The 20,903-nt window shown below is 69.7% G+C and carries 17 protein-coding genes; 4 read left to right on the plus strand and 13 right to left on the minus strand.

Annotated elements, in window-relative coordinates:
* Positions 1 to 48: 48 nt before the first annotated feature.
* The 9 genes from H1Q64_RS12385 to H1Q64_RS12425 all read right to left on the minus strand — a co-directional run bounded on the left by H1Q64_RS12385 (position 49) and on the right by H1Q64_RS12425 (position 12,943).
* Positions 49 to 1,938 (minus strand): response regulator, encoded by a 1,890-nt coding sequence (locus tag H1Q64_RS12385; protein WP_237903731.1) that lies wholly within the window; start codon positions 1,936 to 1,938, stop codon positions 49 to 51.
* Positions 1,939 to 1,952: 14 nt separating this feature from the next.
* Entirely contained in the window at positions 1,953 to 4,577 is a 2,625-nt protein-coding gene (locus tag H1Q64_RS12390) for a response regulator (protein ID WP_237903732.1), read from the minus strand.
* A 145-nt stretch (positions 4,578 to 4,722) separates the two neighbouring features.
* Positions 4,723 to 6,675, minus strand: coding sequence for a response regulator (locus H1Q64_RS12395; RefSeq protein WP_237903733.1), 1,953 nt, complete (start codon positions 6,673 to 6,675; stop codon positions 4,723 to 4,725).
* A 13-nt stretch (positions 6,676 to 6,688) separates the two neighbouring features.
* On the minus strand, positions 6,689 to 8,770 hold the full coding sequence (locus H1Q64_RS12400) for an ATP-binding protein (RefSeq protein WP_237903734.1): 2,082 nt from the start codon (positions 8,768 to 8,770) through the stop codon (positions 6,689 to 6,691).
* 51 nt (positions 8,771 to 8,821) lie between these two features.
* Complete coding sequence (locus H1Q64_RS12405; RefSeq protein ID WP_237903735.1) at positions 8,822 to 9,253, minus strand: ArsC/Spx/MgsR family protein; 432 nt, start codon at positions 9,251 to 9,253, stop codon at positions 8,822 to 8,824.
* A 121-nt stretch (positions 9,254 to 9,374) separates the two neighbouring features.
* Positions 9,375 to 10,394: an ABC transporter substrate-binding protein gene (locus H1Q64_RS12410; RefSeq protein ID WP_237903736.1), complete on the minus strand. Its 1,020-nt coding sequence runs from the start codon at positions 10,392 to 10,394 to the stop codon at positions 9,375 to 9,377.
* Positions 10,395 to 10,427: 33 nt separating this feature from the next.
* A complete protein-coding gene (locus H1Q64_RS12415) occupies positions 10,428 to 11,237 on the minus strand; it encodes an ABC transporter permease (protein ID WP_237903737.1) in 810 nt (269 codons plus the stop codon).
* A gap of 24 nt (positions 11,238 to 11,261) precedes the next feature.
* Positions 11,262 to 12,116: an ABC transporter ATP-binding protein gene (locus H1Q64_RS12420; protein WP_237903738.1), complete on the minus strand. Its 855-nt coding sequence runs from the start codon at positions 12,114 to 12,116 to the stop codon at positions 11,262 to 11,264.
* Between the two features lie 101 nt (positions 12,117 to 12,217).
* Positions 12,218 to 12,943: an alpha/beta hydrolase family esterase gene (locus H1Q64_RS12425; RefSeq protein ID WP_237903739.1), complete on the minus strand. Its 726-nt coding sequence runs from the start codon at positions 12,941 to 12,943 to the stop codon at positions 12,218 to 12,220.
* A 281-nt stretch (positions 12,944 to 13,224) separates the two neighbouring features.
* Between H1Q64_RS12425 and H1Q64_RS12430 the strand changes: the two genes are divergently transcribed.
* Positions 13,225 to 13,890: an ATP-dependent Clp protease proteolytic subunit gene (locus H1Q64_RS12430; RefSeq protein ID WP_014240222.1), complete on the plus strand. Its 666-nt coding sequence runs from the start codon at positions 13,225 to 13,227 to the stop codon at positions 13,888 to 13,890.
* 6 nt (positions 13,891 to 13,896) lie between these two features.
* On the opposite strand, the gene H1Q64_RS12435 is transcribed toward H1Q64_RS12430, so the two are convergent.
* Both H1Q64_RS12435 and H1Q64_RS12440 read right to left on the minus strand, forming a co-directional pair.
* Complete coding sequence (locus tag H1Q64_RS12435; protein ID WP_237903740.1) at positions 13,897 to 15,078, minus strand: aminotransferase; 1,182 nt, start codon at positions 15,076 to 15,078, stop codon at positions 13,897 to 13,899.
* Between the two features lie 127 nt (positions 15,079 to 15,205).
* Positions 15,206 to 16,438, minus strand: coding sequence for a diaminopropionate ammonia-lyase (locus H1Q64_RS12440; RefSeq protein ID WP_237903741.1), 1,233 nt, complete (start codon positions 16,436 to 16,438; stop codon positions 15,206 to 15,208).
* 187 nt (positions 16,439 to 16,625) lie between these two features.
* Here H1Q64_RS12440 and H1Q64_RS12445 point away from each other — a divergent pair, with 187 nt between their 5' ends.
* Positions 16,626 to 16,907: a DUF2312 domain-containing protein gene (locus H1Q64_RS12445; protein ID WP_237903742.1), complete on the plus strand. Its 282-nt coding sequence runs from the start codon at positions 16,626 to 16,628 to the stop codon at positions 16,905 to 16,907.
* Between the two features lie 107 nt (positions 16,908 to 17,014).
* On the opposite strand, the gene fliN is transcribed toward H1Q64_RS12445, so the two are convergent.
* Positions 17,015 to 17,317, minus strand: a complete 303-nt coding sequence (gene fliN / locus H1Q64_RS12450) for a flagellar motor switch protein FliN (protein ID WP_014240218.1) — start codon at positions 17,315 to 17,317, stop codon at positions 17,015 to 17,017.
* A gap of 194 nt (positions 17,318 to 17,511) precedes the next feature.
* On the opposite strand from fliN, the gene H1Q64_RS12455 reads away from it, so the two are divergent.
* On the plus strand, positions 17,512 to 18,354 hold the full coding sequence (locus H1Q64_RS12455) for a sulfurtransferase (RefSeq protein ID WP_237903743.1): 843 nt from the start codon (positions 17,512 to 17,514) through the stop codon (positions 18,352 to 18,354).
* Positions 18,355 to 18,357: 3 nt separating this feature from the next.
* On the opposite strand, the gene murJ is transcribed toward H1Q64_RS12455, so the two are convergent.
* A complete protein-coding gene (gene murJ / locus H1Q64_RS12460) occupies positions 18,358 to 19,908 on the minus strand; it encodes a murein biosynthesis integral membrane protein MurJ (RefSeq protein WP_237903744.1) in 1,551 nt (516 codons plus the stop codon).
* A gap of 172 nt (positions 19,909 to 20,080) precedes the next feature.
* Between murJ and H1Q64_RS12465 the strand changes: the two genes are divergently transcribed.
* Positions 20,081 to 20,860, plus strand: a complete 780-nt coding sequence (locus H1Q64_RS12465; RefSeq protein ID WP_237903745.1) for an alpha/beta fold hydrolase — start codon at positions 20,081 to 20,083, stop codon at positions 20,858 to 20,860.
* Positions 20,861 to 20,903: the final 43 nt, after the last annotated feature.

Consider the following 20,903-nt stretch of genomic DNA (forward strand, 5'->3'; position numbering starts at 1 on the left):
CCCTTGCGAGGTTTGAAAGTTGTCACGCCTGGACGTGTTCTGTCGCGGTCAGGCGCCGGGGGCTGATTTCTGGGTCAGGACGAGAAAGACCTTTTCCTCAAGCTGCTCCGGAGTGAAGGGCTTGGCGATGTAGGCGCTGACATTATGGGCCAGCGCCCGCTCCACCGCCTTCAGCGTGGCGAGCGCCGTCACCATCAGGAAGGGCAGATCGCGCCGCACCTCGCGCACCCGGCGCAGCACGTCCAGGCCGCTGGCCTTCGGCATCATCCAGTCGCAGACGATCAGGTCGTAGGTCCCGTCCCCGGCCAGCCGGAGCAGCGCCTCCTGCCCGTCCGCCGCCGTGTCGATGTGGCCAATGCCGAGGTCGCGCAGCACCGATTCGACGAAGTGCCGCGGCCCGTCCTCGTCGTCGACGACCAGCACGCGGATGGCGCCGAGGTCGATGAAGGGCACACCGATCACCCCCAGCGCCCCGCGCATCCAGGAGGCGCGGGCCGAGCGCTCCTTGCCGCCCGTGGCCCCCAGCAGGAAGGAGCGCACGAAGCGCGGCCGGTGCACCTGCCGGTACAGCGCCTTGGCGACCGCCGCCCGGCTCTTGCCGCGGCAGAAGGCGCCGTCGCCGGCCAGCCGCACCATCTCCAGCACCGTGTCGGGGTTCGGCTCGTCCTTGCCCTGAAGAGAGCTCAACAGGCGCTGGGTACGGATGAAGGCGTTCTGGATCTCGTCGATCTGCCCGGCCATATGCTCACGGGCGTCCTCCGCGAAGGCGCTGTCCAGCACGAGCTTCTGCACCTCCGCCAGCCCCTTCAGCTTCTCGGTCTTCTCCTTCCAGCAGTCGAGCAGGCGCCCGGCGAAATCCCGCCCGTCGAAGAACTGGGTCAGGTAGCCGTTCACCGCCCGCTCGGCGCTGGGCGACAGCGGCATCCTCTGCAGGACGAACAGGATGCGGAGCTTCTGCATCAGCGTCCGCCCCTTGGTGATCTCGGGCAGCGTGTCCTCGTTGACGAGCAGGGCGCTGCGCCGCTGGAGCGCCGCTTCCGTCCGGGCGCCGCCGAAATAGCCCTCCCCGGTGCGCAGCCGCTGCGACACCTGGCTCAGCGCCATGATCTCCCGCTGCACCGCCTCCACCCCAAACAGGTCGCCGGCGCTGGTGATGGTGAAGCGGTCGGGCTTCGACAATTCGCGGCGCAGCGCGACGATCAGGCTGTCGCTCAGCACCGGCATGGCCGTGCGGCGCACCAGCGCCTCGAGCCCCCGGAAGACCGGCGGCGCCTCGTCGGGCAGCGGCTTGTCCCCGGCGATCAGCGTCACGATCATGTCCACCCGGTCCACGAAGGGCGCGTCCAGGGAACAGGAGGCGGTACCGGTGTCGCTGCGCAGGATCTCGCCGAACAGCCGGTCGAGCGGCGCCAGCGCGTCGGCGTCCTCCAGACCCTCCGCCAACTCCAGCAGGAGCCGCGCCTTCTCGGCGAAGCTGCGGCCCTGGTAGAGGTGGGTGGTCAGCGCCGCATCGACCATGAAGCGCCCGGTGAAGGCGTCGCGGGAGGCGATCAGCCGTTCCGCCGTGGCGGCGTAGGTGGCCGCCGTCAGATCCGGCGGCTGGGCGTCCTTCAGCCGCTCGCGGGTCAGCCGGGCGACCTCGTTGACCAGGGCGGTCAGCGCGCCCTTGCGGTCCATTGCCCGTTCCGCCTGCTGCAGGATGGCGACGAAGGTCGGGATGTTGGACAGGCTCTGCTGGTGGCGGGGAGAGTGCAGAAGCTCGGTCGGGGTCAGCGCGTTCTCGTCGAAATAGCGCTGGCAATGCCGGCCGATGCTGTCGCGGCCCTGCGGGGCGTAGAAGTCCTCCGGGGTCCGGCAGACGACGGCGTCGCTTCCGCCATCCGCGTCGAGATCCCGGCCATTCTCCCGGCCCTCCGCGATGTTCTGGTCCGATGCCATGCCCTACCCCCGCCTCATTCGGCCAGCAGCCCGCGCACCGCCTCGATCAGGCGGTCCGGGGCCACTGGCTTCATGACGATCCGTCGGCCCGGCTGTGCCGTCATGTCCGCCGCCGTTTCATGGGACGCGTAGCCGGTCAGGAAGAGGATGCGCAGGTCGGGGTTGCGCTCCGCCAGGGCGCGGCTCAGCTCCAGCCCGTTCATGCGGGGCATCGACATGTCGGACACCACGGCGTCGAACAGCCCGCCGCATTCGTCCCAGCGCTCCAGCGCGTCCAGCCCGTCCACCGCCTCCGTCACCGTGCAGCCGGCCTCCTCCAGTGCCAGCCGGACGTAGGTGCGCACGGAGTCCTCGTCGTCCACCAGCAGGATGGCGGCACCCTCGTCCTCGCCCAGCCCCAGCCCTTCCACCAGCGAACCGGACCTCACGGGGGCGGGAACGGCGGGCAGATGGATGGAGAAGACGCTGCCGCGCCCCTCCGGCCCGGCCTCCATTTCGACCGCCCCGCCGGCCTGCTGGGCGGTGCCGTAGACCATCCACAGGCCGAGGCCGGTGCCCTTGCCGGGCTCCTTGGTGGTGAAGAACGGTTCCCAGATGCGGTCGCGCACCGCCTCCGGCACGCCGCAGCCCTCGTCGATGACGCGGATCACGGCGTAGCGGCCGTGCGCCAGCGCGCCATGCCGCCCGAAGAAGCCGGCATCCGGCAAGGCGCTGTCCAGCGCGATGGTCAGCCGCCCGCCGTCGGGCATGGCGTCGCGCGCGTTGAGGGCGAGGTTCAGGATGGCTTGGTTCAGCATCACCGGGTTGGCGACGGCGTGAGTGTCCGCGTCGCCGATGCGGATGTCCAGATCGATGCCGGCGCTCAGCAGCGGCTTCAGAAAGATCTTCAGGTCGCGCACCAGCGCCGCCAGCGCCACCACCTCCATCTCGTCGGACGGACGGCGGCGCGAGAAGTCGAGAAGCTGGGCGGTCAGCGCGGCGGCCCGGTCGGACGCCTTGGCGATCTCCCGCACGCAGGTGGTGACGCGCGCCGGATCGTCCGGCGCCCGCTCGGCCAGCCGGGCGAAACCGCCGATGGCGGTCAGCATATTGTTGAACTCATGGGCGATGCCGCCGGCCATGCGGCCCACCGCTTCCATCTTCTGTGATTTCTGAAGCTCCGCCTCGGCGCGGCGGCGCTCGGTCACGTCGTTCAGCACCAGGAGAACCGCCGCCTCCCGCTGATAGACCGCGGGGAAGGCCCCGATCTCCACATGGCGCTGCTCGCCCGACGGGCGGGCGATCGCGCATTCCACCCGCTGGTGTTCGCCCTCCGCCCCCAGCCCGAGCCGCGTCGTCACCGTCTCCGCCTCGACGATGAAGCGGTTGAGATCCACCCCCTCCAGCCCGCCGCTGCCGCCCACCCCCAGGATGGACGCCGCGGCGGCGTTGCCGAAGCGGATGGCCCGGCGGTCCCAGATGACGATGCCGTAGGGCGCCAGCTCGACCAGCTGGCGGTAGCGCTTCTCGCTCTCGCTGAGCGCGCTGACAGTGGCCTCCAGCCGCTCCGTCTGGCCGGCGAGCTGCTCCTCGCGCCGCTTCAGCTCGGTGATGTCCATCAGGATCTTGACGATGCCGCCGGAGCCGGTGGCGTGCTCGCTGATGCGGTACCAGCGCCCATCGGACAGGCGGCCGTCCACCGGATCAGTGTGCAGCAGATGGCGCTTCATCCGCTCGGCGATCCAGTCGGCCATCTCGCGGTCGTCGCCCTCGTACCCGCCGCGCTCGGCGGCGGCGCGCAGAATGTCCTTGAAGGCGGTGCCGGGCACCAGCACGTCGGCCAGATTCGGATAGGCGCTGCGGTAACGCTCGTTGCAGAAGATCAGACGGTCGTCCGGGCTGAACAGGACGAAGCCCTCGGAGATGCTGGACAGCGCGTCGTGCACCACCGACTGCATGAAGCGCGCCTCGACCAGGGCCAGCGTCTCCGCGGTCGTCTCGATGCCGGTGCCGCGGTAGCCGGCGAACCGCCCGTCCGCGTCGGTGAAGGGCTGGGCGCTGATGCGGAAGACGCGGGTGTCGCCCGCCCCGTCGCGCAGCGTGACCTCCAAGTCGCGGAAGGCCCGACCGGCCTCGATGTCGGCCAGATGGTCCAGCCAGGTTTCGGTGTCCTCGACCAGCGCACCGAGGTCGAGCAGCGAATCGCCGAACACCGGCGCCGGGTCGGCGCCGAGGATCTCCGGCAGCCGTTCGGACACGTAGGTGTAGCGGTGGTCGGGGGCGCTTTCCCAGAACCAGTCCGATGCGGCTTCGGCGAAATCGCGGAAGCGCTGGCGGCTGGCGGCCAGTTCCTCGTTGGCGGCGCGCAGCAGGCGGGCGGAGCGGTCCAGCGCCGCCGCCGCGGCGCGGGCGCGGCGCACCGACAGCACGGCCAGCGCCGCCATCGCCAGCGTCATCACGCCGAGCGGCAGCATCAGCCGGTCGCGCCCTTCCTCCGGCATCATCACGGCCAGCAGGCCGGCGGCGCCGAGCATGAGGAACAGCAGGTCGGTCAGCCCGCCCGGCCCGCGGCGCGGCGCCGCTTCTCCGGCCGGCCGGACGGCACGGACGTCGAGGTCGGTGTCGGTGGGGGGCAGCCCGCCCCGGCCGGAAAGATCCACGGAGCCCCGCTCCATCGTCATGGGTGTACCGCCGCGCAAGGCGCGATCTGCATAGACCCGTAATAGGAGGGGAGCCGTTAACAGCCCGTTTCGCTGTTCGCCTTCGTACGATCGGATTCTACCGTGAGCATACGATTTCCACCGCTCAGCGCCGGTTGACCAGAACCAGGATCTTCTCCTCGAGCTGTTCGGGAGAAAAGGGTTTGGCGATGTAGGCGGTGACGTCGTGAGCCATCGCCTCCTCGACCGCAATGATGGTGGCGAGCGCGGTGACCATCAGGAAGGGCATGTCGGGACGCACCGCGCGGACGAGCTTCAGGAACTCCAGCCCCGACAGGCGCGGCATCTTCCAGTCGCAGACGATGAGGTCGAAGGCGCCCTGCCGCTCCTCGAACCGGGTCAGCGCCTCACGCCCGTCCTGGGCGATGGTCAGGTCGGTGATGCCGAGGTCGCGCAGGATCATCTCGACATAGCCGCGGGCGGCCGGCTCGTCGTCGGCCAGCAGGACGCGCAGCGTGTTCATGGCGCGCATCGGCAGGCCGGCGCCGGCCAGCGTGGCGAAGAACTGCGCGAAGCGATCGGCCCGCTGCTCCGTCGCGCCCTTGCAGCGGGCGAGGTAGCCGCGCAGGAAGGCGGTGGAGCGGACATGGTGCCCGACCAGCTCGCGCGCCGCCGCCACGCATTTCCCCTCGGTGAAGGCGCCCTCGGCGAGCAGGCTGGCGAACTCCATGACCTCGTCGACGTGGGGCGGGCGGTCCTTGGCGATGCGGGCGAAGACCTTGTTGGTGCGCAGGAAGGTGTTTTGTATCTCGTCGAGCATGCGGACGTAGCGCTCGCGCAGGCCGTCCGGCAGGGTGGAGCGCGCCACGCGCCGTTGCAGGTCGGCCAGTGCCTTGATGCGGGCGCGCGGCGTGCGGGCCGTCTCGAACAGGCGCTGTGTGAAGTCGCGGGCCTCCAGATGGCGGCGCAGATGGGCGACGATCATGCGCCGGCTGCGCTCCCCCGACACCGCCCCTTCGAAGGCCAGCAGATCGACGATGCGGGCGTAGTGGCTCTTGGCGTGCAGCACCGCCTCCAGCCGCGCGCCGGACAGCAGCAGCGCCACCCGCCGGTCGATCAGCCGGGTCGTGCGCTCCCCGCCGATCACCCCGCCCTTCACCGTCAGGCGGGCGGCGAGGAGACTGATCGCCGACAGCTCGTCCAGAACCGCCGCCACGCTGTTCGGCTCCGCCTTGGTGCCGGACAGCGGCGCGTCCCCCAGCAGGGCGTGGTGAACCCCCGCCTCCAGCCCCAGCCGGGCGGCGCGCGCCTGATGGCGGGCGACGAAGGCGGACAGCCGGTGCAGGACCGCCGGGGCGTCGGGGTGCGACGGCGCCTCGCCCCGCCAGACCATCGCCATGGCGTCGAGCACGCCGCGCAGCCCGTCCGCCCAACCGAACAGCGCCTCGACCACCAGCCCGTTGGCCAGCATCTCCCCGACGATCTGGTCGAGGATGGCGATGCCCTCTCCGGACAGCCCGTCCCCGTCGAGCGAGAGGATTCGCACCAGCCGAAGCTCGTGGTTGCGCCCCTCCCCCAGCCAGGCGGACAGCCAGCAATCGATGGTGTGGCGTCCGGCGAAGCCCGGCGTCCGCGTCATGGTCTGGGCCACGGTGGCGGCGAACTGCTTGGCGTCGATGGACAGGGAGGTGCCGCTGTGGGCGCGCCGGGCGGTGACGGCCAGCACCTCCTGCTCCAGCCGCCGCAGCTCCTCCAGCCGCATGGCGGGGGAGCGGCGGCCGGGGCGGGCCTGCCGCTGGGCCACCCGCTCCAGCACCTGGGCGCGGCGCGGCCAGTCGAGGAAGGAGCGCTGCGGCTCCACCTTGTGCAGGAATTCGGTGGGGGTGATGCCGCGCGTCTCCAGGAACTCCGCCAGCTCCTCCGCGATAAGGAAACGCGCGGCGGGGGCGAAGATCTCCTCGACCCGGACGCAGACGGCGGACTCCGGCGACTCCTCCGGCGCGTCGCCGCTCAGCTCGCCGAGGAGCGCGTCGACGTCGTAGGCGCCGATGGGAATGCCGTCGGTCGGAAGGGAGGAAGGCGGCGGCACGGCGCTCATCAATGCCCCGCCATCAGATCAGCAGCGCGTGGATCGTGTCGGCCAGCTCGTCCGGGTTGATCGGCTTGCGCAGGAAGACGATGCGGCGCCCGCCTGATTTCGGGTCGGCCAGCAGGTCGTCCAGGCTTTCCGTTTCCGGCGGGTAGCCGGACATCAGGACGGTCGGCAGGTCCGGATTCTCCCGGCGCAGCGCGCGGGCCACCGACGCCCCGCCGACCTGCGGCATCACGAGGTCGGTCACCAGCAGGTCGAAGGCCCCGCCATGGTCGGCGTAGGCGCGCAGAGCCTCGTTGCCGTCGGCGGCGCAGACCACCCGCATGCCCATGTCCTCCAGCGTCAGGCGGATGAAGTCGCGCACCTGCGCCTCGTCCTCCACCAGCAGGACGGTGGCGGCCATCGACAGCCCCTCCATCTCGTCGTCCTCCGCGTCGAGGGAAAAGGCGTCGTCAAGACCGAAGGCGTCCAGACCGGGAGCATCCGCGTCCTGCGGCTCCGCGATGTCCTCCACCGGGAAGCGGAGCGTGAAGACGGTGCCACGCCCCAGTTCCGTGTCCACCTCCACCGCGCCGCCCGCCCGCGCGACCGTGGAATAGACCAGCGCCAGCCCCAGCCCGGTCCCCGCACCCGGCTCCTTGGTGGTGAAGAAAGGTTCGAAGATGCGGTCAATCACCGCCGGGTCGATGCCACAACCGGTGTCGGCGACGGTGATGGTGACTCCGAGATCGTCCGTCCGCTCCACCGCAATGGTGATCGGCCCGCCCTCCGGCATGGCGTCGCGGGCGTTGAGCACGAGGTTGAGCAGCGATTGGTGCAGCAGGGCGGGATCGATGGTCACCACCACCCCGCCCCCGGTGCCCTCAATCCGCAGCGGGTGGCGTTCGCCCAGCGTGGGGCCGAGGAAGCGGCGCAAATCGTCGATCACCGCGCCGACGCGCACGGGACGCGCCGCGTCGGTCTGGCCGGGCCGCCCGAAGCTGAGAAGTTGGGCGGTCAGGCCGGAGGCGCGGTCGGTCGCCTTGACGATCTCGGTCAGGCACTGCTCGACCCGCGGCCGGTCTTGCGGAGCGCGGCGCGCCATCTGGGCGAAGCCGCCGATGGCCGTCAGCATGTTGTTGAACTCGTGCGCGATGCCGCCAGCCAGTTGGCCGATGGCCTGCATCTTCTGCGCCTGCTGGATGGCGCGCTCCGCCTGCTTGCGCCCGGTGATGTCGGTGAGGACGAGGAACCACGCCGCCTCTCCCTCGACCGCGAAGGGGTGGATGCCGACCTCAAGCTCGCGCAGGGCGCCCTGCGCCGTGACGAAGCGGGCCTCGACCGGCGGCGGTGCCTCCAGGCCGCTGCCGGGCGGCGGCAGCCAGTCGAACAGGCGCTGCACCCCGTCGAACTCCGTCGCCTCAACCAGCGGGATGCGCAGCATCGCTTCGGGATCGCCGTTGCCCAGAATCAGCGCGGCGGAGCGGTTGGCGAAGCGCAGCCGCAGCCCGTCCCAGATCAGGATGCCGTAGGGCGCCATCTCGACCAGCCGGCGGTAGCGCGCCTCGCTGTCGGCCAGCGCCTCCTCGTGGCGTTTCAGTTCGGTGATGTCGGTGAGGATCTTGACCACGCCGCCGAAGCGCGTAGCGTGCTCGCTGATGCGGTACCAGCGCCCGTCGCCGAGTTGGTGGTCGGTCGGCGGCCCGCTGCGGGTGTGGCGGTTCAGCCGCTCGGCGATCCAGTCGGACGGGTCGCCGAGATCGTCGCCAGCGGCACCCCGCTCCACCGCGACCCGCAGCAGGTCGGCGAAGCGGACGCCGGGAACCAGATGGTCGGACAGCAGGGGATAGGCGGCGCGGTAGCGGTCGTTGCACAGCACCAGCCGCCCATCGGCGCCGAACAGCACGAAACCTTCGGACACGCAGCCGATGGCGTCGGACAGCAGAGCGCGGAAATGCGCCTCGCCTGCCTCCAGGAGATGGCTCGGCGTCGGGTCGTCCAGGGCGGCCGACAGCCGGTCCCGCAGCGCCCGCAAATGGGCCAGCGCGCCGGGCGGCGCGGCGGACAGCCGCGCGCCCAGGGTGTCGAGGAGTTCCGCAAGCTCTTGGTCGGGCCGGTCCATAACCCGGCATTCAACCATTACGCCCGGTCCCCCCGCCAGTTGATTCCGCGCTCAGCCCTGCTTCGGGAAATGGTGATGGCCATGGTCGCAGACGCCGCGCGAATGCTTGTCGTCGCAGCTTTCGCCGGACGCGGTCAGGCCGATCCAGGCGTGCAGCGTGTTGGGATCGAAACCGGCCTTGCGGTCTGCCCCGACCTGGAGCAGCGGGCGGCGGATCAGGTCGCGGTCGGCCAGCAGGGCGGCCAACGCCGACTCCTCGTCCAGCTCGTCGGGCTTCACGGAACCGGTCTTCACGGCGGCGGCGCGGCGGTTGAACCAGTCCTCGACCGGACGGTCCTCGAAGAAGGGGCGCAGGGTTTCGGCGGTGAGGGGCTCGGCGGCCAGATCGCGCTCCACCAGCGTGTGGCCGGCGGCCTGGAGTTGAAGCTTCTGCTTGGCATTCGCCGTGCAGCCGGACAGACCGTAAAAGATCACTTCCGTCATGGGGTTGGTGCTCCGCATCGAAACAGGACGAATTAGGTCCAGTCTACCGGCGCGGGGACCGGGGGTGCCGGTGACGGAATGTCGCACCCCCGGATTGTCAAGCGGCTCGGCTGTTCGCCGATCACTTTATGCGCTTCAGCGAGTCCTCGACGTAGGCATTCGTGTAGGTCTTGGACAGGTCGATGTCCGTCGTGGCCACGGCCTTGTCGAAAGCCTTCAGCACCTTGTAGGCGGCCTCCGCCCCCTCCTGGGAGAAGCGGCCGTCGGGCGAATAGGTCGGCTTGGAATGCTCGAAGGCCTGGGCGTAGAGCGTCTGGTTGCCGAGGAAGTATTCCGGCGGCAGGACCTTCAGGACGTCCTCGGTCTTGGCCTGATCCAGCCACTTCAGCGTCCGCACGAAGACGTCGACCAGTGCCTGGGTGGTCTTCGGGTTGTCCTTGATGAAATCCGGCGTGGTGTAGAGCACCGCCGCCGGGTACGGCCCGCCGTAGGTGTCCAGCGTACCCTTCTCCGTCCGGGTGTCGGCGATGGTGGTGACGTCGCCGTCGGCCTCCAACTGGCTGATCACCGGGTCGAGGTTGGCGATGGCGTCGATCTCGCCACGCTTCACCGCGGCCACCGCGCTGGGGCCGCCGCCGACACCGATGAAGGACACATCCTCCGGCGTCATGCCATGCTGGGTCAGCAGGTAGTTGACCATGAAGTTGGTCGAGGAGCCGGGGGCGGTCACGCCGATCTTCTTGCCCTTCAGCTCCTTGATCGACTTGATCGTGCCGGCCTTGTTGACCGCGGCCAGAACGATGCCCGGATAGCGACCCAGCAGGGCGACCGCGGTGATCGGCTGGCCCTTGGCCTGCATCTGCACTGTGTGGTCGAAGGCGCCCGTCACGATGTCCGCCGAACCGCCGACCAGCGCCTGGAGGCTCTTAGCGCCGCCGCCGAAGTCGTTGATCTCGACGTTCAGCCCGGCCTCCTTGAAGTAGCCGAGCCGCTCCGCCACCGTCAGCGGCAGGTAATAGAGCAGCGGTTTGCCACCGACCGCCAGCTTCAGGTCCTTCTTCTCGAGCTGCTGGGCGTTCGCCCCGCCGATGCCGAAGGCCAGGACCACCGCCGCGGCCGCGATCACGCTTTTCATACGCATGGCTTCCCTCCCGATTTTATGAGCTTGGCGCAGTCATCCCTGCGCGTTGGTCGTCTGCGCCTCCTGCGGGCGCCAGTGCAGAAGGCGTTTCTCGATGACGGTCACCACGGCGTCGATCACCACGACGAAGATCGTCAGCACCAGCATGCCGGAGAAGACGCCGACCGTGTCGAACACCCCCTCCGCCTGATGGATGCGATAGCCGAGGCCAGCGGCGGAGCCGAGATACTCACCCACCACCGCGCCGACCATGGCGAAGCCGACCGCGGTGTGCAGGCTGGAGAAGACCCAGGACAGGGCGGACGGCAGATAGACGTGCCGGAACAGGTGCCGGTTGCTCGCCCCCAGCATCTTCGCGTTGGCCAGCACGACCGGGCTGACCTCCTTGACGCCCTGGTAGACGTTGAAGAAGACGATGAAGAAGACCAGCGTCACCCCCAGCGCCACCTTCGACCAGATGCCGAGGCCGAGCCACAGCGCGAAGATCGGCGCCAGCACCACGCGGGGCAGCGCGTTGACCGCCTTGATGTAGGGGTCGAAGACGATGGAGACCAAGGGCGCGCGGGCGAACCAGAATCCGAAGGCGATTCCCGCCGCCGTGCCGATGACGAAGGCCAGGGCGGTCTCCAGAAGCGTGATTCCCAGATGGTACCAGATCACGCCGGAGGCGAAGTCGCTCCAGGTGCGCTCCAGAACCGCCAGCGGCGTGCCGAAGAAGAAGGGGCTCAGGATCTTCGTCGCGGTCAGGACGTGCCAGATCAGGAAAAAACCGATCAGCACGGCGACCTGCAGCAGCAGGATCACCGGGCGGCTCGGCAGGCGTTTCACACGGGCCACAGCCATGGGGTCCTCACGTCGACTTGGACGTCATTTCAGTTTGGTTTGGGCGTAGCCCTTCAGCACTTCCTCGCGCAGCTGCCCCCAGATCTCCCGGTGCAGGTCAAGGAAGCGTGGCGTCATGCGGATTTCCGCCACGTCGCGCGGACGCTCCAGGTCCACCCGATACTCGCCGATCAGCCGGGCGCCGGGGCCGGCGGACAGCACCAGCACCCGGTCGGACATGGAGATGGCCTCCTCCAGGTCGTGGGTGATGAAGACCACGGACTTGCGGTCCGCCGACCACAGCTCCAGCAGCTCGTTCTCCATCAACTGGCGCGTCTGGATGTCGAGCGCCGAGAAGGGCTCATCCATCAGCACGATCTTCGGATCGACGATCAGCGTCTGGGCCAGCGCCACCCGCTTGCGCATGCCGCCGGAGAGCTGGTGGGGGTAGCGGTCGCCGAAGCGGTCCAGCCCGACACGGGCCAGCCAGGGGCGCGCCCGCTCCTCCGCCTCGCGCCGCGGCACGCCACGGAACTCCAGCCCGGCGGCGACATTCTCCAGCGCCGACTTCCAGGGCATCAGCGCGTCCGCCTGGAACATGTAGCCGGCGTGTGGATTGATGCCGCCGACCAGCTGGCCGAAAGCCAGGGCGCGCCCGGCGCTGGGGGCGAGCAGACCCGCCGCGACGTTCAGGATGGTGGATTTGCCGCTGCCGGTCGGCCCGACGATGGACACGAACTCCCCCGCGGCGACCGACAGGGTAACGCCCTGGACCGCCGTGTAGGTCTGCCCGCGTCCGTCGGGCGATGGAAAGGTGCAGGTCACGCCGTCCAGGCGGAGCGCGGCCTTGTCCGCCCCCTCCGTCCGCAGGGCGGCCGCCACGGCGGCGCTGTCTGACATCAATGCGTTCCATCCCTGAGTTTGTTTTCACGGCATCTTGGCGGAATGAAGCGATTGCGGCAATGGGTGCCGCAAACAATCGTTTCCGCGGACGATGTGATTCAATCCAGCCGCGCGAAAAAGGCCATGATCGCCGCCCCTGCCCCTTGCGGCCATTGATGCGGGTAGAAACGCCCGTTGCGTGTCTGGTCGTCGGCCAGCGGACACCACAGAACCGGGTTCTCCTCGCCCTCGGCGCCATAGCGCCGGCAGTTGAAACGGTGCGGCTCGTCCGGCTCGCTGCCCGTCGGCAGGCCGTCCTGGGCCAGCAGCGCCCGGCGCAGGCGCAGAGCTTCGGAAACCGGCACCTGCTCGTCGCGCGGGTTGTGCAGGAGCATGGCGGCGACCGGCCCGCTGCAGTCCTTGGGCCGCGCGGACCCGCCCCCGACGCTGGCCAAGCCGCGGATCACCCCGCCCCGCGCGCAGGCGAGGCTGTTGGCGAAAGACCCGCCCAGCGAATGGCCAACGACGAACACCCGGCCCATGTCGATGCAATAGCTCGCCGCCATGCTCTCCAGAACGGCGTCGAACAGACGGAAATCGCGCAGCCGGTCCGGCGGATCACCGGGATCGGACCAGATGTTCAAGCTGCGGGCGTCCTTCAAGCTGGCCGGATAGACGACGATCGCCGGCTCCTCCGCCTGCCCTTCCAGGCCGAAGTAGCGCCGCACCTCGGCGTTGCTGTTGGTCCGCCCGTGGAAGGCGACGACGAGGCTGTGCGGATGGTCGGGGCGATAGCCCTCCGGCACGGCCACGATCAGCCCACGCGCCATCCCGTTCAGGGTCACATGGTCGGGCACCGTTGCCGGGGGTGGCACACCGCAGCCGCGCGATAATTGCTGCGGCGCCACATTATTAACCAATTCCGCCGATAAGCCCTGAAAGGACCACAGAATCAGCATGGCCGCGGCGCAAAATGCGCAAAATTGTTTCACCATTCACAGCCCGAACGATCGCCTTTCTCCATAAACAGCCTGCTGCGAAGGACGTTGCACTTTCGGACAGGCTTCGCGTTAACCATCACGCAAGCATTTCCCGGCACCCTCCTTCCCAGAGCAAGGAGGTTTCGATGCCGGTTCGCGCGACTGCACGCATGATGGTTCTAGGGCTGCTGCTGGCCGTCGGCTCGTCTGGGGCCGCGACCGCCGACAGCCTGTCGGTGAACCGTCCGAACCCAGTGCCGCCCCCCGTCGCCTCCGACTTCCCCGACGCCACGCTGGTCCGCGTCGATCAGGTGGACTCCACGACACTGCGGCTGGACGGCATCATCACGCCGGCCGTGGAGCAACGCTTCTCCGACGCGCTGCGCAGCGTGCCGGCCGGCCAGCCGGTGGTGGTCGAACTGTCCAGCCCCGGCGGCTTCACGACGGCGGGCTACCGCATGATCGACCTGATGCTGGCGGAACGGCAGGCCGGGCGTGCCGTCGCCACCCGCGTGGCCGGCGGGCAGTCCTGCGAGAGCATGTGCGTCGGCCTCTATCTGGCCGGCTACCCGCGCTACGCGGCGCCGACCGCGGAATTCATGGTGCACGCCCCGCGTCTGGCCGAGAACGGCCGCATGACGCTGCGCTCCACCGACCAGATGGTGAAGCGTCTGGTCGCGCTGGGCGCCGCCCCCGCCTGGATCGAGCGGGTGCGGGCCGCCGGCGGTTTCTCCGGCAGCCTCGACTACCGCGACAACGCCGACCATCTGGCGGCGGTGGGCGCCAACATCGTCACCCACCTGATCCGCTGAGCTTCTTTACGCTTCGCTTTCCTTGAGGCGCCGGGCGATCTCCGGCATGACCGCCGCGTCGACGTTGGCGAAGGCGAAGCGCAGGTAATCGTCCTGGCCGGGACCGAACATGGAGCCGGGCAGGCACAGGATGTTGTGATCGCGGGCCAGCCCCTCGGCGACCTCGTGGGCGCGCTTGCCGGCGAAGGGATGCCGGACATAGGCGAAATAGGCACCGATGCTGGCGATGCGGTACCCGGTGCCGCTGGCCTCCATCGCCGACTGGAAGGCGTGGACGCGGGCCAGGATGTCGCCGCGCTTCTCCGCCACCCAGCCGTCCAGGTTCTCCAGGCCGTACAGTGCCGCCTTCTGCCCGACATGTGGGGCGCAGATGGCGAGGCAATCCATCACCTTGCGCGCCTGGGACAGCAGGCCGGCGTCGGCGATCACCGCGCCGACCCGGTAGCCGGCGAGGCTGTAGACCTTGGAGAAGCTGTAGAGCTGGACCAGGGTGCGCTGCCAGCCGGGCCGCTGGAACAGCCCATGCGGCGCCCGCCCCTCCCAATCCGGGAAGTCGCGGTAGGTCTCGTCGAGCAGCAGTTTGACGCCGCGCCGCTCGCACAGTTCGTACAGCGCCGCGATGGCGTCGGGCGAGGCGATGGCGCCGGTCGGGTTGTTGGGGGAGATCAACACCAGCGCGCGGGTGCCGGCGTCGATCAGCCGCTCGGCCTCCGCCGGGTCCGGAATCAGCCCGTTCTCCTCGCGCAGCGCCAGCGGCCGGGCCTCGATGCCCAGCATGTCCAGCGTCATCTTGTGATTGAAGTACCAAGGGGCGGGCAGGATCACGTTGTCGCCGGCCCGCGCCAGCCCCATCACCGCCACCGCGAAGGCCTGGTTGCAGCCGGCGGTGATCAGCACCTCGTTCGCCACCACCTCGCCACCGTAGAGCGAGCCGGTGCGCCGGGCCAGCGCGTCGGTCAGCGGCGGGATGCCGTCGATGGCGGTGTAGCGCGCCGTGTCCGGCGCCCGCACCTGCTCGGCCAGATGGGCGGTCAGCGCGTCGGCGGGCGGATAGCCGGGCACCGCCTGACAGAGGTCGATCAGCGGCTTGTCCGCCGGAAAGCTGCGGCCCTCGACCCAGCGCCACGCCTCGGCGATGGGCGGGGCTTCCGTGGCGGCGACGAGCGGGTTGACGTCTCTGCGGTCCATTCCCTGATGTCCAGTCTGCGGGGTCCGATTTTCATGGGGCGCCATGGTGAACCGCCCCGCCGGGCTCACGCAAGGGACCAGCGCGGGAAGTCCACGCATGGCAGGCCAAGCGGAGGCAAAGCAGGGGTCAGGCGCCGCCCAGCACCGCGTCCGGCTTGCGGCCCACCAGGGATTCATAGACCTCGGGGTCGGTCGCCCCTTCCGATCCGAAGACCAGCACGCGGGCGTCCGGGGCGAGGCCCAGGCTGGCGCGGGTCGCCGGGTCCGCCGCGGCGCAGAGCAGGCCGGCCAGACCGGCCACGCCGGACTCCCCGCCCACGATGGGCCGCCCGCCGTGCCGCCCCTCGGCCAGCAGGCGCATGGTCGCCACCGCCGCGTCGTCGGGGATGGTCAGGAAATCGTCGGCGCCACGCTCCAGGATCGCCCAGGCCAGCAGGGACACCTCGCCGCAGGCCAGCCCGGCCATCAGCGTTTCCAGATCGCCCTTGGACGGCGTCGGACGGCCGTTGACGGCGCTCTGATACAGGCAGTCGGCGGCGTGCGGCTCCACCACCACGAAGCGCGGGCGCTGGCGGCCCAAGCTTTCCCACAGATGGCCGCAGACGGCGGCGGGCAAGGCCCCAACCCCGCCCTGCACGAAGACGTGGGTCGGGCGCTCGCTGGCCGGAAGCTGGCCGATCGCTTCCTCCACCATCACGGTGTAGCCCTGCATGACGTCGCGCGGGATGTCCATGTAACCGGTGTAGGAGGTGTCTGAGACGACGTGCCGGCCATGCTCCCGCGCGTCCGCCGCCGCCTGCCGCACCGCATCGTCGTAGTTGCCGGCAACGCGGACGACGCGGGCGTCGAAGGACTCGATGGCCTGCTGCCGCCCCTGCGAGCAGTTGCCGGGAATGTAGATGACGCAGCCGCAGCCGAACACCTGCGCGCCCCAGGCGACGGAGCGGCCGTGGTTGCCATCGGTCGCCGTGGTCACCGTGATGCCGCGGGTCACCTTGGCGTAGCGCCCAACCACCAGATCCAGCGCGGTCACCGGCACGCCGGGCACGCGGGCCTGCACCTCGCGCACCAGAAGGCGCAGCACGGCGTAGGCGCCGCCCAGCGCCTTGAAGCTGTGCAGGTTGAAGCGGCTGCTCTCGTCCTTGTACCAGATGCGGTCGATGCCGGCGGCGCGGGCCAGCCCGCTCAGCGAGCGCAGCGGGGTCGGGGCGTAGCCCGGCCAGGCGCCGATCTCGCTCATCGCGTCCTGGAAGGCGGCGCGGCTCAGGATCGCCCGTTCGGCGGACTCGTAGGGTTGGTCCGTGTCGGCACGCGGATTCGAAAAAAGACGCGGGGTGCCAAGCGGCGGCAGGTCGGACATCGTGTTCGCTCTCCAGCGCCGCAAGGACGGCCGCAGCCACGAAAGCATTGCCGGCCACGCCGCGTCAAGCCACGCGCGTTGTCCCCGGACAAAGCGCCGCGAGCTGTGCTAACAGCGCCTCCCCCCGCGGTCCGGTCAGGAAGCCGAAGGCGGCGGGGTTCCCGTTCCTGAAGGAGATGGTTCCGTCGTGACGACCGGTTTCAACACCACCGCCGCCGACCAATTGAAGCAGTTCGCCGACCGCATGGAGCGGTTGATGGACGAGATCGACGGCCTGAAGGCCGACCTGAAGGACCTGCGCAGCGAGGTCAAATCCGCGGGCTTCAACATCAAGGCGCTCGACAAGTTGGTCGCCATCCGCCGCAAGGACGCCGGCGAGCAGGAGGCCGAGTTGCTGAACGACCTGATGCTCTACGCCCACGCCACCGGCACGCCGCTGGACATCGTGGTTCCCGAGCCGACCGAATGACGCCGTAAGGATCGTTGCGAAGCCGCATCATGATTGTTCCGGGAGCGCAACATAACGTTTCGCTCCCGGAACATGTCATTACGAAAACGTATCAAAGCACTAAAACCTTAGCGCTTCCACTCGCGGCTGGATTTCACGAAGTCGGTCAGGGTGACACCGATCTTGTCGTCCACGATGACCACCTCGCCGCGGGCGACGAGGACGCCCTCCACATACACGTCGGTCGGGTCCTTCAGGTGCCGGTCCAGTTCCACGACGGCGCCGCGGCCCAGCTTCAGCAGGTCGCGGACGCGCAGCATGGCGGTGCCGATGACCACCTTGATCTCGACCGGCGCGTCCCCGATGGCGAAGGCATCGCTGCTCATGTCGTCGGACGAGCCGGCGCCCAGCAGATCGTCGATGTTGGCCATGCCGCACTCCTTCGCCTGGATCACAAGACCCTTCAACCGACAAGAGTTACCGCACCGGGCGCGCCGGGGCAACGGCGACCGTCGCGACACCCTGCGACAAGGATAGGATACAACAGTGCAGATTTGGTTTTCCTGCGCCGCCTTGTGTTGATACCCTGCCCTCCCGACGTGAAACCAGCCGCGAAGGCAGAGCCATGACGACCGATTCCCATCGCCCGCTGGTCGACAGCGCCTGGCTGAAGGGTGCCCTCGACCGCCCCGACCTCGTGGTTCTGGACATGCGCACGCCGCCGTTGGGCGGCTTCATCCCCGGTTCGATCCATTCCGACTACGCCAAGGCCGGCTGGCGGGCGACGGTGGACGGCGTTCCGGGCCTGCTGCCCGACGCCGCCGTTCTGGAAGGGCTGATCGGCGGGTTGGGAATCGGCAACGGCGACCACGTCGTGCTGGTCGCCAGCGGCCTGAGCGCCGCCGACATGGGGAACGCGACGCGCGTCTATTGGACCTTCAAGACGCTGGGCCATGACCGCGTGTCGGTGCTGGACGGCGGCTTCGCCGCCTGGACCGACGCCGGCAATCCCGTCGCCACGACCGCCGCCGCCCGTCCTGCCGCCACCTTCACCGCGGCCCCCCGCGAGGACTTGCGCGCGCCCCTGCCCGTGGTCGCGGCGGCGGTGGCCGGCGGAGCCGTCCCGCTGCTGGACGCCCGCTCCGCCGAGCAGTTCGAGGGCAAGGCCAAGAGCCCGCAGGCCCGTGTTCCGGGCACGCTCCCGGGGGCGCTGCCGTTCGACAGCAGTTCCTTCTATTCCGCCGCCGAGAAGCGCTTCCTCCCCACCGACGCGGTGAAGGCGCTGGCGGAGCGGGCCGGGACCGGCGACGCGACGATCACCTTCTGCAACACCGGCCACCTCGCCTCGGTGTCCTGGTTCGCGCTGAGCGAGGTGGCGGGGATCGACGGGGTCCGCCTCTATGACGGGTCGATGTCGGAATGGACCGCCGACCCGGCCCGCCCTGTCAAGAACGGGCCGTCGGCGTAGGCATCAGACGCTCTTGCGACGCCGGCGGAACCGCCCGAGATCCGACCGGCGCAGCAGGCCCAGCGCGACCGCCAGCACCGCGTAGACCAGCAGGCCGGCAAGGCCGAGCAACACCAGCCCGCCCAGCCGCTCGAACAGCCCATGGGCGGTCAGCCAGGACGACAGCTGGGTCTGCACCAGCCACAGCGTGCCGCCCATGGCGAGCGCCGCGATGGCCATGCGCGGCAGGTTGCGCAGCAGCCGGGCATCGGCCTTGAACAGCCCGCGCCGGGTCAGCAGCCACGCCAGCAGCCCGGCGTTGACCCAGGCGGCGACGGAGGTCGCCACCGCCAGCCCGACCTGGGCCAGCGGCCCCATCAGAGCCAGCTTCAGCGCCACGTTGACCGCCGTCGCGGCCAGCGCCACCCGCACCGGGGTCGCCGTGTCGTGCCGGGCGTAGAAGCCGTTCACGAGGCTGCGGATCACCACGAAGGCCGGCAGGCCCAGAGCGTAGGCCTGCAGGGTGGCGGCGGACTGCGCGGCGTCGGTCGGACCGAAGGCGCCGTGCTGGAACAGCACCGACACGATGGGCAGGCCGGCGACCAGGAAGGCGGCGGCGGCCGGCAGGGTCAGAACCAGCGACAACTCCACCGCCCGGTTCTGGCTCTCCACCGCGCCGGGCTCGTCGCCGCCCTTGATGCGCCGGGCCATTTCCGGAAGCAGAACGGTTCCCACCGCGATCCCGATGACGCCCAGCGGCAACTGGTTCAGCCGGTCCGCGTAATAGAGGTAGGACACCGCCCCGGTGGGCAGCAGCGAGGCGATCAGCGTGTCAACGAACAGGTTGATCTGCGTCAGGCCGGACCCCAGCGCCGCCGGCCCCAACACGGTCAGGAACCGCTTCACGTCCGGCGTCAGGCGCGGCCAGGGCAGACGCAGCCCCATCCCGGCGCGGCTGGCCTCCCAGTAGAGATAGAGGAACTGCGCCAGCCCAGCGGCGAAGACGCCCCAGGACAGGGCGTGGCCGACCGTGGGCAGCAGCGGCGCGGCCAGCACCATCGCCGCGATCAGGCACAGATTCAGCAGGATCGGCGCCGCCGCCGCCGCCCCGAACCGCCCCATGCTGTTGAGCACGCCGGCCAGCAGCGATTCCAGCGAGATGAACAGCAGGTACGGGAAGGTGATGCTTGTGAAGAGGACGGCCAGCCGGAACTTCTCCGGCTCGTCGGAGAAGCCCGGCGCGAAGACGGTCATGAACTGCGGCATGATCGCCAGGATGCCGGCCAGGAACAGCAACTGCACCGCCAGCAGCAGGCTCATCACCTCCTCGGCGAAGCGCTTGGCGGCGGCCTGCCCGTCCTGCACCAGCTTGGCGGAGAACAGCGGCACGAAGGCCGAGTTGAAGGCCCCCTCCGCGAACAGGGCGCGGAAATGGTTGGGCAGCCGGAACGCCACGAAGAAGGCGTCGGCCACCGGCCCGGCGCCGAGCAGCGCTGCGGTCAGGACGTCGCGCAGAAAGCCAAGGACGCGGCTGACCAGCGTCAGCCCGCCGACGGACAGGATGTTGCGGAGCACGGTGCGTACGGGTCCTCTGATGGGCGGCGCCATCCTAGCGGTTTCCCCGCCCGCGTCACGCCTTTCGGCATGCCGGCCCGTGTGGAATTTGAAGGCGGTGGACGGAAACGGTCTGCTAGGATCGCCGCCCACCCATTGCCCCATCCCCCACCTTCAGACAAGCGGAACGTCCATGGCCCAGGGTCTTCCCCTCACCTATCTGGAAGCCGGCGAAGCGAACGGCGGCACCCCCCTGCTGGTCCTGCACGGCCTGTTCGGGTCGGCGCGCAACTGGCAGACCCTGGCGAAGCGCTTCGCGGAGCGGCACCGGGTCTACGCCCTGGACCTGCGCAACCACGGCGGCGCCCCCTGGTCGGACGAGATGACCTACCCGGCAATGGCCGCGGACGTGCTGCGCTTCCTCGACGACCGCGGCTTTGCGCGGGCGTCGGTGGTCGGTCACTCCATGGGCGGCAAGGTGGCGATGACCCTGGCGCTGAACCATCCCGACCGGGTGGAGCGTCTGGCGGTGGCCGACATCGCGCCGGTCGCCTACACCCACACCCACGCCCCCTTCGTGGCGGCGATGAAGCAGGCCAAGCTGGAAGGCTGCACCCGCCGGTCGGAGGTCGAGGCGCAGTTGGTCGATGCGGTGCCGGAAGCCCCCCTGCGCTCCTTCCTGTTGCAGAATCTCGTTCTGGAGCAGGGGTCGTTTCACTGGCGGATCAACCTCGACGCCATCGGCGCCCGCATGAGCGACCTGATCGGCTTCCCGGATCTGGGCGACGCCCGCTACGACGGCCCCACCCTGTTCATCGGGGGCACCCGGTCCGACTACATCGTGCCGGACAACCACGCGGCCATCCGCCGCCACTTCCCGAAGGCCGCCATCGAGATGATCGAGGGCGCCGGCCACTGGCTGCACGCCGAACGCCCCCAGGAGTTCGCGGCGCTGGTCGAAGCCTTCGCGTAACGTCTTCAGCCGGCAAAAAGAAACGGGGGCCGCGAAGGCCCCC

The organism is Azospirillum brasilense, from assembly GCF_022023855.1.
Taxonomy (GTDB): domain Bacteria; phylum Pseudomonadota; class Alphaproteobacteria; order Azospirillales; family Azospirillaceae; genus Azospirillum; species Azospirillum brasilense_F.

Excerpts from the sequence above, each read along its gene's own strand:
- H1Q64_RS12385 (WP_237903731.1), bottom strand. The coding sequence starts at position 1,938 with ATGGCATCGGACCAGAACATCGCGGAGGGCCGGGAGAATGGCCGGGAT.
- H1Q64_RS12395 (WP_237903733.1), bottom strand. The coding sequence starts at position 6,675 with ATGAGCGCCGTGCCGCCGCCTTCCTCCCTTCCGACCGACGGCATTCCC.
- H1Q64_RS12400 (WP_237903734.1), bottom strand. The coding sequence starts at position 8,770 with ATGGACCGGCCCGACCAAGAGCTTGCGGAACTCCTCGACACCCTGGGC.
- H1Q64_RS12405 (WP_237903735.1), bottom strand. The coding sequence starts at position 9,253 with ATGACGGAAGTGATCTTTTACGGTCTGTCCGGCTGCACGGCGAATGCC.
- H1Q64_RS12410 (WP_237903736.1), bottom strand. The coding sequence starts at position 10,394 with ATGCGTATGAAAAGCGTGATCGCGGCCGCGGCGGTGGTCCTGGCCTTC.
- H1Q64_RS12415 (WP_237903737.1), bottom strand. The coding sequence starts at position 11,237 with ATGGCTGTGGCCCGTGTGAAACGCCTGCCGAGCCGCCCGGTGATCCTG.
- H1Q64_RS12420 (WP_237903738.1), bottom strand. The coding sequence starts at position 12,116 with ATGTCAGACAGCGCCGCCGTGGCGGCCGCCCTGCGGACGGAGGGGGCG.
- H1Q64_RS12430 (WP_014240222.1), top strand. The coding sequence starts at position 13,225 with ATGCCGGTTCGCGCGACTGCACGCATGATGGTTCTAGGGCTGCTGCTG.
- H1Q64_RS12435 (WP_237903740.1), bottom strand. The coding sequence starts at position 15,078 with ATGGACCGCAGAGACGTCAACCCGCTCGTCGCCGCCACGGAAGCCCCG.
- H1Q64_RS12440 (WP_237903741.1), bottom strand. The coding sequence starts at position 16,438 with ATGTCCGACCTGCCGCCGCTTGGCACCCCGCGTCTTTTTTCGAATCCG.
- fliN (WP_014240218.1), bottom strand. The coding sequence starts at position 17,317 with ATGGCCAACATCGACGATCTGCTGGGCGCCGGCTCGTCCGACGACATG.
- H1Q64_RS12455 (WP_237903743.1), top strand. The coding sequence starts at position 17,512 with ATGACGACCGATTCCCATCGCCCGCTGGTCGACAGCGCCTGGCTGAAG.
- H1Q64_RS12465 (WP_237903745.1), top strand. The coding sequence starts at position 20,081 with ATGGCCCAGGGTCTTCCCCTCACCTATCTGGAAGCCGGCGAAGCGAAC.